The sequence below is a fragment of the Pseudomonas sp. UV AK001 genome, assembly GCF_046097675.1.
In the GTDB taxonomy this organism is placed as follows: Bacteria; Pseudomonadota; Gammaproteobacteria; order Pseudomonadales; family Pseudomonadaceae; genus Aquipseudomonas; species Aquipseudomonas kribbensis.
Genome location: NZ_JBJUVZ010000006.1, coordinates 237,438 through 251,901, shown reverse-complemented (window position 1 = coordinate 251,901; position 14,464 = coordinate 237,438). Strand labels below are relative to the sequence as shown.

The 14,464-nt window shown below is 59.6% G+C and carries 9 protein-coding genes and 1 pseudogene; 3 read left to right on the top strand and 7 right to left on the bottom strand.

The window, feature by feature from the left end; translation table 11 throughout:
• Positions 1–124 precede the first annotated feature (124 nt).
• Positions 125–382: pseudogene (locus ACKLNA_RS18335) on the top strand (YebG family protein); the annotation flags it as partial.
• A gap of 167 nt (positions 383–549) precedes the next feature.
• Here ACKLNA_RS18335 and ACKLNA_RS18330 read toward each other — a convergent pair.
• On the bottom strand, positions 550–1,569 hold the full coding sequence (locus tag ACKLNA_RS18330) for a Glu/Leu/Phe/Val dehydrogenase dimerization domain-containing protein (protein WP_085711736.1): 1,020 nt from the start codon (positions 1,567–1,569) through the stop codon (positions 550–552).
• 184 nt (positions 1,570–1,753) lie between these two features.
• Between ACKLNA_RS18330 and ACKLNA_RS18325 the strand changes: the two genes are divergently transcribed.
• On the top strand, positions 1,754–2,557 hold the full coding sequence (locus ACKLNA_RS18325; protein WP_085711737.1) for a SirB1 family protein: 804 nt from the start codon (positions 1,754–1,756) through the stop codon (positions 2,555–2,557).
• Here the strand turns inward: ACKLNA_RS18325 and ACKLNA_RS18320 are convergent.
• From ACKLNA_RS18320 to hmgA, 4 genes are all read right to left on the bottom strand, one after another.
• Positions 2,481–3,878: an MFS transporter gene (locus ACKLNA_RS18320; RefSeq protein WP_408986663.1), complete on the bottom strand. Its 1,398-nt coding sequence runs from the start codon at positions 3,876–3,878 to the stop codon at positions 2,481–2,483. The genes ACKLNA_RS18325 and ACKLNA_RS18320 overlap by 77 nt on opposite strands.
• Positions 3,879–4,023: 145 nt before the next feature.
• On the bottom strand, positions 4,024–4,659 hold the full coding sequence (gene maiA, locus ACKLNA_RS18315; protein WP_408986662.1) for a maleylacetoacetate isomerase: 636 nt from the start codon (positions 4,657–4,659) through the stop codon (positions 4,024–4,026).
• Positions 4,660–4,671: 12 nt separating this feature from the next.
• A complete protein-coding gene (fahA, locus tag ACKLNA_RS18310; protein ID WP_408986661.1) occupies positions 4,672–5,976 on the bottom strand; it encodes a fumarylacetoacetase in 1,305 nt (434 codons plus the stop codon).
• A 3-nt stretch (positions 5,977–5,979) separates the two neighbouring features.
• Positions 5,980–7,275, bottom strand: coding sequence for a homogentisate 1,2-dioxygenase (gene hmgA / locus ACKLNA_RS18305; RefSeq protein WP_119426737.1), 1,296 nt, complete (start codon positions 7,273–7,275; stop codon positions 5,980–5,982).
• A gap of 163 nt (positions 7,276–7,438) precedes the next feature.
• Here hmgA and ACKLNA_RS18300 point away from each other — a divergent pair, with 163 nt between their 5' ends.
• Entirely contained in the window at positions 7,439–8,224 is a 786-nt protein-coding gene (locus tag ACKLNA_RS18300) for an IclR family transcriptional regulator (RefSeq protein ID WP_408986660.1), read from the top strand.
• A 23-nt stretch (positions 8,225–8,247) separates the two neighbouring features.
• Here the strand turns inward: ACKLNA_RS18300 and ACKLNA_RS18295 are convergent, their stop codons facing one another.
• Together ACKLNA_RS18295 and ACKLNA_RS18290 are read right to left on the bottom strand one after the other, a co-directional pair.
• Positions 8,248–11,679, bottom strand: coding sequence for a hypothetical protein (locus ACKLNA_RS18295; protein ID WP_408986659.1), 3,432 nt, complete (start codon positions 11,677–11,679; stop codon positions 8,248–8,250).
• Between the two features lie 143 nt (positions 11,680–11,822).
• Complete coding sequence (locus tag ACKLNA_RS18290) at positions 11,823–14,375, bottom strand: LuxR C-terminal-related transcriptional regulator (RefSeq protein ID WP_408986658.1); 2,553 nt, start codon at positions 14,373–14,375, stop codon at positions 11,823–11,825.
• Positions 14,376–14,464 lie beyond the last annotated feature (89 nt).

Here is a 14,464-nt window from a genome sequence, read left to right as displayed (position 1 = left end):
ACTCCGAATCCGGTCTACATTAAAAAGCCACTACCCAAAGCGCAGGGATTCGCTTATCCTTTTCGCTGTATATAGATACAGTAGTCGCAAAGACAACTTAATGTGAAGGCATGTGAGGTGGTGAATGGCCGTCGAAGTGGTATACCGCAGCAGCCGAGATCTGGAGCGCTTGTTCATGGATAAAGCCGAAGCTGACCGTCATGACAAAATGCTCGAACTGGCCGAACTGTTGGCCGAAGTGCTGGAAAAAGCCGTTCCTTCGTTGAGCGAGCAGCAAGTGGAAGAAGTCGGGATCTACATGGCGAAGAACCGCGATGTGTTTGCCCGGGCGTTCAAGAGCCAGCCTGATGCCCTGTCGGAGCTGATCAATGCACCGGCGGCACCGGTTGTAGCGACCGAGACGGCAGACGCGGCCGAACCGGCAGAAGCCCCGGCCAAACCTGCCAAGGCGGCGAAAGCTGCGAAGTAATCGGCACCTGAATTGAAGCCTCTGAATTGAATAGCCCCTGAGTTGAATGACTCAGGGGCTTTTTCATGTCTGGAAGAACCTCAGCGGTACAACACCTTCTCCGCCAGCTCGTCCGCCACCCTCGCGGGTGAACGCTTTTCCGCCTGGGCATGGGCGAAGACTTCGGTCAGCCGCGAACTGATCTTCGACAGGTGCGCGGTGATGGTCGTCAGCTCTTCGCCTCGATGCTTGAGGGAAACGTAGATCAGGCCGCCGGCATTGATCACGTAGTCCGGTGCATACAGGATGCCCCGCCGCTCCAGTTGATCGGCGACGTCCAGATGCGTCAGTTGATTGTTGGCCGACCCAGCCACCGCCGAACAGCGCAACTGGGTGACCGTGTGGCTGTTGAGCACACCGCCCAGGCCGCACGGTGCGAGGATGTCGCACGGTGTGCTGAGCAAGGCGTCGTTGGCGATCGGATGGGCGTTGAGCTGTTCCATCGCCAGTTGCACCTTGCCGTGGTCGATGTCGCTGACCAGCAGTTCGGCACCGGCGGCGTGCAACTGTTCGGCCAGGGCATAACCAACATTACCCAGCCCCTGAATTGCCACACGCAAGCCTTCGAGGTTGTCGCTGCCCAGCCGCGCCATGGCCGTGGCGCGGATGCCGGTAAATACGCCCATCGCCGCATGCGGCGCGGGGTCGCCGGCCGAGGTGGTGCTGGTGACATGCTGGGTTTGCTGGGCGATGCAGTCCATGTCCGCCACGGAGGTGCCGCTGTCGATGGCCGTGATGTAGCGGCCGTCGAGTTGATCGATGCAACGACCGAAGGCTTCGAACAGCGCGCCACGGTTTTCCACATGGGCCGGCCGCACGATCACGGCCACCCCGCCGCCCTGGGCCAGGCCGGCCAGTGCTGCTTTATAACTCATGCCCTGAGCCAGGCGTATGGCGTCCGCGACAGCAGACTCATCGTTCGGATAGGCAAGATAACGACACCCGCCCAGGGCTGGCCCGAGGCGACTGTTATGGATGGCAATGACCGCCTTCAATCCGGAGACCGGATCAACGCTAAGGTGCAGCGATTCCAGGCGAGTGCTTTGCATGAGAGCGAACATCGGCAGGCTCCCGAATCACTTCTGGTAGTCGCCAGTATAGGCTTGCGCCCAAAAATTGCTGAAGCGCACGGGAATAAGGCCCGACAGCGACCAATGCGTTGCGGCATAACCCGATGGCAGAGCGGCGCGGCACTGGACGAATGTCAGAGACGGGGCTAAAACGAGGCATTCTCCGGAGATTTTGATGAGTCCGCGCCAACGTTTTTTCGAGTGTCTGCACCGTTCACCGCCTGCGCTGCTGGAGGCAGCGTTGTGGATGGCCGCCGAGCACGATAAGCACGTCGATCCCGATGCGCTGTTGCAGGACTTCATCGAGCTGCAACAACGTGTCAGCTTTGGTTTGCCGTTGTTGCCGGTCAGCGAGCTGGCGCAACCGTTGCTGCGGCGCATGGTCGAGCTGGGCTTCGCGCAGGATGACTTTGCGCCAGTACGCCCGCAGGCGGCGCTGCTGAACAAGGTGTTACAGACCCGCCGCGGTCAACCGCTGGCCCTGGCGCTGATTGCTCTGGAACTGGCCCGAGGTCTGGAGATTCCGCTGGTGGGCGTGAACTTCCCCGGGCATTTCCTGCTGAAGGTTCCCGGCGCCGATCACCTGCTTGATCCGTGCGGTGGACGGCGCCTGTATCCGAACGATTGTCGCGAACTGCTGCATCGCCAATACGGTCACCAGATGCAACTCAAGGCCGACCACCTGCTGACCGCCACACCGCTGCAAATGCTGCAACGTCTGTCACGCAATCTGCGTCAGTTGCATTTGACCCACGACGACTACATCGCGGCGCTGATCGATGCCGAACGCGTGCTCGAACTGGGCAATGCCAGCGTCGCCGACTACCTGGCCCGAGCCAGCCTGTATCAGCGTCTGGACTGCCCGAACGCCGAACGCTTCGACCTGGAACACGCGCTACTGCTCAGTGACGACCCGATTCAGCGGCTTCGCCTGACGGAACGGTTGGGGCATCTGCCACCCAATTCGGTGGTGCACTGACTGACGCCGCTGCAGGCGAACGCACCTGAATGATCAACAACGCCGCAATCACTGCCGGAATCGCGCAGAAGAAGAAAATCTGCTCCACCGGAATGTGCATCGCCAGCAGCAGGCTGCCGAACAGCGGCCCGAGAATCGAGCCGAAGCGCCCTACCCCCAGCGCCCAACCGGTGCCGGTGGCACGCACGTGGGCCGGATAGAAATTGCTAGCGAAGGCGTTGAGTGTCAGCTGTCCGCCGATGATGCAGAAGCCCGCCGCGAAAACACAGGCCACCAGATAACGCGGACTGTCGTGATTCAGGCCCAACAGAATCGTGCACAACGCCGCACCGGCCAATACACCGGACAACAACCGCACTTTGCTTTTCAAACGATCGGCGAACCACGCCATGCAGATCGCGCCCAGCGTACCGGCGAACAGGAACATCGACGTCACCAGGTTCGCTTCATTGAGTTTCAGGCCACTTTCCAGCAGCAGTGACGGCAGCCAGCTGATCATGAAATACAGCAGGATCAGGCTGACGAAAAAGGTCGACCAGATCAGCAAGGTCGGGCGTGCGTAACCGTTGCGGAACAATTCCACCACAGTCAGTTTGCTGCCCTGCTCGCGTTCGTTCTGCTCGACCGATGCGGCGGGCGGTTGCCAGTCCGGCAGCATCCGCGCGGTGACTTTGCGCAGGCGTACATAGGGCGGCGCGTCACACAGCAGCCGTGGCAGGGATTCCGGCAACATCCACCAGAGAAACGGAAACAGCAGCAACGGCGTGACACCGCCGGCGAGGAACACTGCTTGCCAGCCGAATCGGTCAATGAAGCCGGCCGCAACAAAACCACCCGCCGCACCGCCGAACGAAAAACCGCAAGCCGCCAGCGTCACCATCAACGTGCGCAGGCGTGGCGGTGAATACTCCGACATCAACGCCATGGCGCTGGGCATCGCCCCGCCCATGCCGATGCCGCAAATGAAGCGCGCGATCATCAGGGTATTCAGGGAATTGGCGAACACCATCAGCACCGTGAGGCTGGCGTAAATCAGTACACAGGCGAGCAGAATCCGCCGCACGCCGAAACGGTCGGCCAGTGGCGTTACGGCGAGCGAGCCAAGGGTCAGACCCAGCAGGTTGGCACTGAACACCGGGCCGAACGCGGACTTCTCCAGACCCCAGTCCTGCGCCAGCGCCGGCACCACGTAACCGAGCACCTGGGCGTCATAGCCGTCGGTGACCAGCAGCAAGGCGAGAAGAATCAGGAGCAACCACTGAAAGCGGGACACAGGACGGGCGTCGAGTGCCGCCCGGAAGCTGGCAATCTGGTTGTGCATCGCAAGGTACCTGTTTTGTTTTTATGATTTTTCGGTCACAGCGCAGATCTATTGTGGGAGCGAGCTTGCTCGCGAAGGCGGTCAGTCAGGCGACATTACTGGCGCTGACGCTCCCTCTTCGCGAGCAAGATCGCTCCCACAGGAGTTACGGGGTATCCGGCTGGTTCGCCGGATGCGCCGCGATGAACGCCGGATGTTCGGCGGCCAATGCAGCCACCCGACGAATCCGTGGGTAGGCCTCAAGCGAAACATTGAAGCGTTCCGCCGCGTACAACTGCGGGATCAGGTACACGTCAGCCACGCACGGCCACTCGCCGAAACAGAAGCCGCTGTCGCCGATCAACTGCTCGACCGTTGCCAACCCCTGACCGATCCAGTGAGCGATCCACTCATTGACCTGCGTTTCGTCATGGCCCAGACCGCGCAGACGATTGAGCACGCTGACGTTGTGCAGCGGATGCACGTCGCAGCCGATCACCGCCGCCACGCCGCGCACCTGGGCACGGGCAACGAGGTCTTCGGGCAGCAACGGCACCTGTGGATAACGTTCCTCCAGGTACTCGATGATGGCCGGCGACTGAATCAGCAACTTGCCGTCGTCAGTACGCAGCGCTGGCACGCGGCCCTGGGGATTGATCGCCAGATACGCCGGTTGTCGATGTTCGCCACCGGGCGGTGCGATCAGGTTGACCGGCAGCGCCTGATAGTCGAGGCCCTTGAGTGCCAGCGCGATCCGCACCCGGTACGACGAGGTGGAACGGTAATAGGTATAGAGATCCATGAGCCGCTCCTGTCAGCGCGCCGCCAGCACGGTGCCACGGCATTCGCCGAAACCGATGGAGGCAAAACCTTCGCGGGCACAGCGGGCGCGCAGGATGATTTCGTCGCCGTCTTCAAGGAATTTGCGCACCTCACCGGACGCCAGTTCGATCGGCTTTTTGCCGCCCTCGGTGATTTCCAGCAGGCTGCCGAACTGGCCGTTTTCAGGGCCGGACAATGTGCCCGAGCCGAACAGGTCACCGGCCTGCAGCTGGCAGCCGTTGACGCTGTGGTGCGCGACCATTTGCGCGACGGTCCAGTACATGTAGCGGGTGTTGCTCAGGGTCAGGCGATGGGCCGGCAGGTTCTGCTCGCGCATCTTCTCGGTGAGCAGCAGCACTTCCAGCTCGATGTCGAAACCACCGCCATCCTGATCGCGCTTGTCGAGCAGGTACGGCAGCGGCTGCGGATCGCCTTGCGGACGCGCCGGTTGCGCGGTGCGGAACGGCGCCAGCGCTTCGGAAGTCACTACCCATGGCGAGACGCTGGTGATGAAGCTCTTGGACAGGAACGGGCCGAGAGGCTGGTATTCCCAGGCCTGGATGTCACGGGCCGACCAGTCGTTGAGCAGGCAGAAACCGGCAATGTGTTCGGCGGCATCACCGATGGCAATCGGTTCGCCCATCTCGTTGCCCTGACCGATCCAGATCCCCAGTTCCAGCTCATAGTCCAGACGCGCACACGGGCCGAAGGTCGGCTCGGTCGCACCGGCCGGCAGGGTCTGGCCTTTCGGACGGCGCACATCGGCACCGGAGGCGCGTACGGTGGAGGCACGACCGTGGTAACCGATCGGCACATGTTTGTAGTTCGGCAGCAGCGGGTTGTCCGGGCGAAACAGTTTGCCGACGTTCTGCGCGTGCTCGATGCCGACGTAGAAGTCGGTGTAATCGCTGATGCGCGCCGGCAGGTGCAGCTGGCAATCGGCGGCCAGCGGCAGCAGTTTTGCGCCCTGGGCTTCGATGTTGCCGCGATGGGTGCTGCCCTCGCTGAACAGTTCCAGCAGACGCTCGCGCAGGGCAACGCGGGCATCGCGGCCGAGTTCGAAGAACGCGTTCAACTGACCGCCGTGCATGGCTTCGACTGCGCTGCGCGCAACGCCGTCGAACAGACCGGCCTCCAGCGCCACTTGCAGATCGAAGATGTGTTCGCCAATCGCCACGCCCGCGCGCGGGGCCGAGCCGTTGAGGCTGAATACACCCAGCGGCAGGTTCTGCAACGGGAAATCGGTGTGGCCGTTGGCCGAAGCGACCCAACTGCGGGTGATGGAATTCTGAGTCATGGGTTATCTCCGGGTCGGGTCGAACGTGGCGGGCAGCGTGGCCCAGCAGGCGTCGTAAGTGGATTGCAGTTGCGGGCAGTCGAGGGCGAAGCGGCTTGGGCGCAGCACCTGGCTGGTCTCGAACATGAAAGCCATGGTGTTGTCGATCTTCGCCGGTTTGAGGTCCGCGTTGATGGCTTTGGTGCAAGTCTCGCCGTCCGGGCCGTGGGCGCTCATGCAGCTGTGCAGCGATGCACCGCCAGGCACGAAACCTTCGGCCTTGGCGTCGTATTCGCCCTGGATCAGGCCCATGAATTCGTTCATCAGGTTGCGGTGGAACCATGGTGGACGGAAGGTGTTCTCGGCCACCATCCAGCGCGGCGGGAAGATCACGAAGTCGAGGTTGGCCAGACCGTGGACGCTGGTCGGCGAGGTCAGCACGGTGAAGATCGACGGATCCGGATGATCGAAACTGACGGTGCCGATGGTGTTGAAGCGGCGCAGGTCATATTTGTAAGGCACGTTGTTGCCGTGCCAGGCCACCACGTTCAGCGGCGAGTGATTGAGTTCGGTGCCCCACAACTGGCCGAGGAATTTCTGTACCAGAGTGGTCGGTTGTTGCAGGTTTTCGTAAGCGGCGACCGGAGTCAGAAAGTCCCGCGGGTTGGCCAGGCCATTGCTGCCGATCGGTCCCAGATCCGGCAGGCGCAGCGGCGCGCCGTGGTTCTCGGCGATATAGCCGCGCGCCTGCGCATCGAGCAATTCGACGCGGAATTTCAGGCCCCGTGGCAGCACGGCGATTTCCAGCGGCGCCACTTCCAGCACACCCAGTTCGGTGGCGATGCGCAGACGTCCCAGTTGCGGCACCAGCAGCAGTTCGCCGTCGGCGTTGAAGAACACCCGCTCCATCGAACGGTTGGCGCAGTAGTGGTAGATGCTGATGCCGGCCGGTTTTTCGGCAGCGGAGTTGGCCGCCATGCTCACCAGTCCGTCGATGAAATCGGTCGGTTCGGACGGGATCTCCAGCGGGTTCCAGCGCAGGCGATTGGGGGTCACTTCACCCAACGGGCCGCCCGCCAGTTGTCGTTCCAGTTTGACGAATGCCGGGTGATTGGCCGACGGCTGGATCCGGTACATCCAGGTGCGCCGCGCCTCGCTGCGGGTCATGGTGAACGCGGTGCCGGAGAACAGTTCGGTGTACAGACCGTACGGGGCTTTCTGCGGGGAGTTCTGGCCGACGGGCAGTGCGCCGGGCAACGCTTCGGAGCTGAATTCGTTGCCGAAACCGGACTGGTAAGCCAGGGCTGAATCGAGGTTCATGGAGCCTCCTGAACAGGGAGTCGGCATGGCCGGACGCTCTGGATCGGAGGTCTTGGCACGCCGGGGTTATTTTTATCGTAATTCAATTACGCATAACGTAATTTGCTCGCTATCCAGCGTCAAGCTATAAAGACGCCCATTCGTTCCGGGACACGGCAGCACCATGGAAAAAACCAGCGACAGCAACGGCAAACAGAAAGTCCGCTCCGCCGAAGTCGGCACCGACATCCTCAAGGCTCTGGCCGAGTTGTCGCCGTCCACTTCGCTGTCGCGCCTGGCCGAACACGTGCAGATGCCCGCAAGTAAGGTGCACCGTTATCTGCAGGCGTTGATCGCCAGCGGTTTCGCCGAACAGAACACCGCCACCAACCATTACGGCCTCGGCCGTGAAGCGCTGCGCGTGGGCCTGGCCGCTCTCAACAGTATGGACGTGCTGAAAGTCGCCGCCCTGCCGCTGGCCGAACTGCGCGACGAACTCAACGAAACCTGTTTCCTGGCGGTGTGGGGCAATCAGGGGGCGACCGTGGTGCACATCGAACCGGCGGTGCGCGCGGTGACGGTGGTGACGCAACTGGGCTCGGTGCTGCCGCTGCTCAGTTCTTCGACAGGTCTGGTGTTCGGCGCGTACCTGCCGCACCGGGAAACCGACGAATTGCGCGAACAGGAAATCGCCAGCGGCGGCCATCCGCTGGCAGACGAAAAAGCCTATGCGGCGTTGTGCGAACAGATCCGCGAACGCGGTCTGCACCATGTCCACGGCTTGCTGATGCCCGGTGTCGACGCCTTGTCGGCACCGGTGTTCAACGCCCTCGGGCAGATCGCGGCAGTGTTGACCATCGTCGGCCCGACGTCGCTGTTCCACGCCGACGAAAACGGCCCGGCGGCGCAGCGGTTGCTGGCGGCGACGCGGGCCGTGAGCTGGCGCATGGGCCATGAGCCTCAAGCCTGAACGCTTGAGGCTCGACTGCCTGATCAGTGCACCGTGGTCTGGCTACTGCGGCTCTGATTTTCCTTCATCATTTGTTCGATGATTTCGATCAGACGCTTTTCTCCCAGCTTCTGCCCCGTGGCCTGGGACATCCAGCCCACCACAGTCCTGGCATCCTTGCCCAGGTCAAACAAAGTCTTCTGAGCAGGCGTTACCTTGACCGGATTGCCGGCTTTAGCTGCTTTTCCGAGACTCACCAGTCCGATCAACGCGGATTTTCCATGGCCAAGGGCGGCAGAGTAATCACCCCGCTCATACGCCTTGGCACCGTCATAAAGGCTCTTGAAAGTCTCCACGGCCGTGACGGCTACACCGACCGGAGGAATCACCAGACTGATAATGTTGGCGGCAAAAATCACGTTGTCATACACCAGACCGGCGATCACCTCATTCAGACTCGTGGTCCGTGCGTCGATGTCGCTGAGAACACGATAGATCCTGTCGTCATGAAGCGCAGAGAAGTCCGATATCCGTACAGCACCTTCCGGCTGGGGCGGAGCGACGGTGTTGGTCGTGGCAACCAGGTTGTCGAAGTAATCATTCACAACCTTAAGGTCATCGATCTTCACCCGCTTCGTGTAGTAATCCCGGAACGGCCCGAAGCGGTAACGAATGGAACCGACAAACTCGTCGACCGAGCGGAAAGCCACCTCGTCAGGCGCGTTGGGCGTGTAAAGATAGTCAAGGAATTTCCCATTGATGGAAATCCGAAAAATATAGACACCTTCGACAATTCGACGGCTCGGCAGGAGGAACCTGTAGATTCCCTCGTTTGTATTCGATGGAAATGCAGAAGTGTCATTGCCTGCGGTCTTACTCAGGCTGTCGACCAGGCGTTGAATCCCTCTGAAGACTTCCATGGAAAGTTGCCCGGAGAAATACTGATGACAGGCGTTGTAGTGCATCTCGCAGCGGATTTTCGCGGCATGCACATCCCGTTTGAACTCATAAGCCGGGTGTCTCGGATCCAGGTAATCATTTCGCAAGAACCGGTTGTAGTGATCCCCGGGACGCAGGGTTTTCGACCAACTGGAAAGATCCCTGATATCCAGTTTTTCAATCGACGGATGCCCACCCGTCACGTAGAACTTCGGATTTTCATCAATCGACCGGCCTGGCGTCGCCGGGACTTCAAAGTGGCGTTCCTCAATCAGTACAGTGGTCAGATCCAGATGGAAATCGTCGGTCTGAATCATGATTTTGTCGGGATCGACCTGAACCTTCTGGCCGCGAGTCAACAACACTTCTTCAATCCGCTGCTTGATCAGATCACGGGAAAACTGCTCGAAAGTCGGATAACCGTTCTCCCGGGAATCCACCATCGACAATGCTTTGAGTTCAGTGTTGAGGCGGGCGTAGCGTTGCCGCGCCTGCGCTCCGGCATAGACGTAGGCAGCCGGCCCCAACGCTCGGACACGAGCGGCCTGCCCCTTATAAGCCACTTCACTATGGCTGAACAACGGTTCACCGGCATTCAACGCCATGAATTCCGGCTCCGAATCCAATTGATAAATGTAGTGTAACGGGGTAGATCCTCCCCCCCTCAAAACACCGGCATCGGCCAGATCATCAGGCCGGATCAACGACTCGGCATAAGCACGATTATCGGACAGCATGGACTCCATCCAACGATGGAACTGGTAGATATCGGCGAATTTCACATAGTCGAATTGACCGTCGGGCATCTTCATCAGCGCATAACGAGTTGTCGCTGTACGCGGTACGAACAGCAGCACGTCTTGTAATACCAAGGGCCGGTATTTCAACTTCACTCCCCGTATTTCCACGGAGCGATCACCATTCAAGGTGCGCTGGATCAACGCAACGTCTGCTTCATTGAAACGTGCAGAGTGTTGGGCAACGAACAGCGCGAACTCCGCCTGACTACGCAGATAGTTGAAATAAGCCTCGCGAAACACCTGCGGAGTACTGGAAGGCAGGGATCTGCTGAAATCCACACGCAGTTCCTGATTGGCCAACCAACCTTCGAGTTTGGCAACGGTCAATCCGCTGTCCGCCGGAGCGCCTTCGATACGCAGGGTCGCGCGATTGCCGGCATCATGCAGACCGATAACGATGAACTCGGTTAACGTGCAGTTATCTTCCTGTTTAATCGTTCGTCCACCGACTTTTATCTCGTACAGGCTTTGGACCCTGATTGCATCCGGGTCAAGCCGCATTCCCAAAGCGCTGTCACACCAGAGACCGAAGCGCTCTACGGCGTAGTCGTGTAGCGAAAACAGCCCATCGCATACCTGGGCATATTCGAACTCGTATCCCTCTTTCGAAGTTTCAAGGGATTCGTAGGCATCGCGTACCGACTCACTGGCCGATTTCAACCAGTCTGGCCACCCCAGGCGTTTGACCAGTATGCGCAGCGCCTTGATCCGCCGGGACAGGTCAGAATGCATCGCAAAAACCTGATGAATATTTTCCAGCTCGCGGACAAAGCCCTCTTTGCGTGGCTCTGCGGATCTGATTCGCGCCGAAAATTGTGCCTCCTGATCCTTGAGCCGGCTGTCCACGCAGTGCGAGAACAGGTTGACCGACAATGCCGGATACCTGATTGCATCAGATGCAACTGCCAGTCGGCTGCACATTGCTGCATGCAGCTCGGCAGAGCTGGAGAAGTATTCGAAACCGCTGTCGGGCGTGTAAAGGAACCAGCCGTAAGCATCGCTGGACAACTCGATTTCGGAAGTTTCGATATTCGAATAAGGCATGACAAATGCGGATACGAGATCCCGCGCATTGCCAGATGCCGTGCGGAAACTGATTTTGTATGCCCTGGACAACTTCGACTTCAGCAACTCGGTAGCGCGCTGGGCCTGGAAGTTTTTAAGCGAACCAGCCGCGCCGGTCAGGACCAGCTCGGCCTTCAGCGCTTCAGCAAAAGCAGCTTCCAGCAGTGCCTTTTGAGTTGTCGGCTCCCCGGATTGGCTGCGAGCCGGACTGTTCCAATACTGGCGAAGTGCATTTGCCTGAGCAGTTGTCATCTGTAGCAAAGCCTTCACCAATACAGCCTCGACCTCTGTAATTTTGATGTCCTCGACTCTCAAGCGTGCATCCGTCGTGCCCGGACGCAAATAGACAAAGTCAAAATTCTGTATATAAGACGGATAAATTCCACGCTCCAGACATTCAAAAAAAACATCGACTATCGAACCTGATGGTCTGCTCTCAATTTGATACTGGTCATCCCCTGAATTAATGTAAACGGCTTCCGGATCAATATTCTTCCCCAGTCGCTCGAACCGTTCAGAAAGGTCTTTACTTAAACCCACTCTTAATATTGGAGAAGCCTCCAGCATTGCCCTCAACTTATCCCCGGCACGCTGCAGATTATCCAGTAGCATCTGACCATCCGGTGTTTCAAGAACAGCGTCAACCATTGAATTTTTAAACATCATTCCCATTGGACACATCCTGTATTTTCATCAAACTGGAAACAACTTAATGCCACTTCCATCACAGGACAAAAGATCACTCATCTGATTTAAAACCGAAAGACATCGGTTATTTCAACATATCTACGCGGCAACACTTGGCCTTGAATCGCTCAACACAATTTCAGCAACTTTGCCCGAGCCACTGCCTGAGTTCGGCGTTCGACTCCCAACTTCCCATGTATGCGCCGGACATGAGTTTTCACCGTATGCAATGAAATGAACAACTTCTCGGCAATTTGCTGATTGGAATCACCGAAGGCAATCAACTCCAGAACTTTAAGCTCTCGCTGACTAAGGGGATTGAGCGGCGTACTTTGTTGTTCCACATTCACCGCTGTTTCAACAACGCGCCAGAGCAAGGGAATCTCCGCACACCGGGCATATAGCTCGACCAGCATTTGCTGCAGGTTGCAACGCTTGATGATCTGGCAGCCCTGTTCGAAGAACTTTCTGGCTTGGGCCGGCTCACCGAGGAGCAACGCCACTTCGGTCAGCGTCAATAGCAACTCGGCTTCCAGTCTGGTCAACCCGCGAGCCTGAGCCGACTCCAGCAAGGCGCCCAACCGGGTCAGAGGCGTTTGAATCTGATCCAGTCGGGTCTCGGCCAGAACCAGCAGACATTCGATGCGTGGAATCAGCTCCAGGGTCGCCGGCGGTGCCTGCCGTGCATGGGAGCCACGATAATGTCTGAGCACCCGGCTCAACGCCTCGTGAGCCAGTTCGGGTCGCCCTTGTTGCAACCAGAGTTCGCTGCTGACCTGCAACAGGACGCCGCGATAAACCGTGTCCGGAATCTGTCGCTGTTGCATCAACCGTTCGGCGTCCCGCAGTCGCATAAAGGCTTGAGCGTAATCGCCCTGATTGGCGGCCAGTTGCGCCTGACCGAGAAAGCCGTAAAGCACTCGCTTGTCAAAGCTGCGCAGACAGTCGTCGAGCCCCTGCCGGAAAAATTCGGCCGCCCGGCCTGATTGCCCCATGCTCAATGCCAGCCGCCCCCTGCGCAGGGCGATACGCCCCAGCAGCGGCGTCGGTCGCTCGACGGACGAACCGAGCATTTCGCAAAGGCCGGCCAGCAGTTCTTCGGCTCTGGCCGATGCCCCTCGTTGCTCCAGCAACTGGGCATGATCAAGCTCCAGCAATGCCTCGAACAGCAATGAACCTTCAGCCCGGGCCAGGCAAAGTGCTTCACGATTGATCGAATGAGCCAGATCCAGATCCCCGCACAACAACGCCTGCTGAGTACGCCCCGACAGGCACAGCAAGCGCGCCGTCCAGGCTTTCGGCGACAGATCGTTCAAGGCTTGCTCAAAGTGATCACGCGCCTCGTCCATCCGTCCTTGCAGGTGCAACAGCCAGCCTTGCTGCGCCTGCCAGCGGGCGATCAATTGCCGTTGCTGGCCAGCCGACGGCGGCGGCAAAAAACGCGACAGTTGCCCGATGCAATCCGCCGCCTGGGCAAAGCGCCCGGCGAACAGCAACGCAGCCGTAATCAACCCGACCAGTTGCGCCGAACCCAACAGCAGTTCCTCGCCGCGTTGTTCATAAAGACGCAGCAACAGCACGACCGTCTGTTCCTCGAACAGATGCTCGAAACTGAAGTGCTGCAACAGACTCACCGAAACCTCGTACTCCTCGGCCAGCAATGCCTGCTCGAAGGCGCACTTCCAATGCTGCCCGGCAGCAAACCACTGACAGGCCCGGCGATGCCAGGAACGCCCGGCAGGCCACGGGTCGTCACGCATCAGGCGCGACAGTGGAGCACACACCTGCAACCAGTCCGGTGATCCTTGCCAGGGTTCGATAAAGCATCCCAGCGTTTGCAGACTGCGCATCCATTGTGCCCCGTCCCCGGCACCGAACAGGTGATCGCAAAGGCTGGCATTGAAGCGCGGCAAATGCGCCAGTACCCGCCAGGCTTCGGCCAGCTCCGGGCTCAGACCGCTGAACAGTTCGTGTTGCAGATAGTCGAGCAAGGTGTCCATGCGTTGCTGCGGCAAGGTCTTTTGCGACCAGTCGCATTTTTGCATCATCAGCATCCGTACCCCGGCGCACCAGCCGCCGCTACGCTGATGAATACGAGCCGCCACGCTGCCGGCCTGGGCCGGCGGCAAGTGACGCAACACCTGGGTGATTTCGTCCCGGGTCAGCGCCAGCATCGCGCCTTCGCATTCGTACAAGGCATCATCGAGCAACAGGCGCGGCCAGTTGCAGGGTGGACGGCGGCGCGTACCGATCCACCATGTCAAAGCAGGGCTGCTGACCGACAGCAGCCGGTCGAGCAATGCGTCCAGCGCCGGCTGTGGATTCCGGCAGTAATCGTCGATCAACACCCAGGTTACCGAGGACCGCCGCGCCAGTTCATAAAGCAGCGAAGCCTCGTCCGAGGCCGTCAGTCCCATCGCACGCGCAAGCCGTTCGCAAAATTCGCCGACGCTCAAGGACGCCCCTGCCAGTGGCAACCAGCAGACGGTGCAATTGGCCGGGGCTTGCAGCAGGCACTCGGTGAGCAGCGCGGTTTTACCGCTGCCGGCCGGCGCACAGATCAGTTTGACCCGGGCCGTCGAATCGAACAGTGCCTCGCAAAGGCGCGGACGTGGCAGATGATGGGGAGACTGTCGCGGGAGAAATTCCGGTCGGTCCAGACAGGGTGTCATGGCGGTCATCGGGTGCGCCTTTTTATCGTTGTACGCTCACCCTAGCCCTCTCCCCGACGCTTGTTGACGAGTATTCAGTACGCTGATTGCAGCCCATA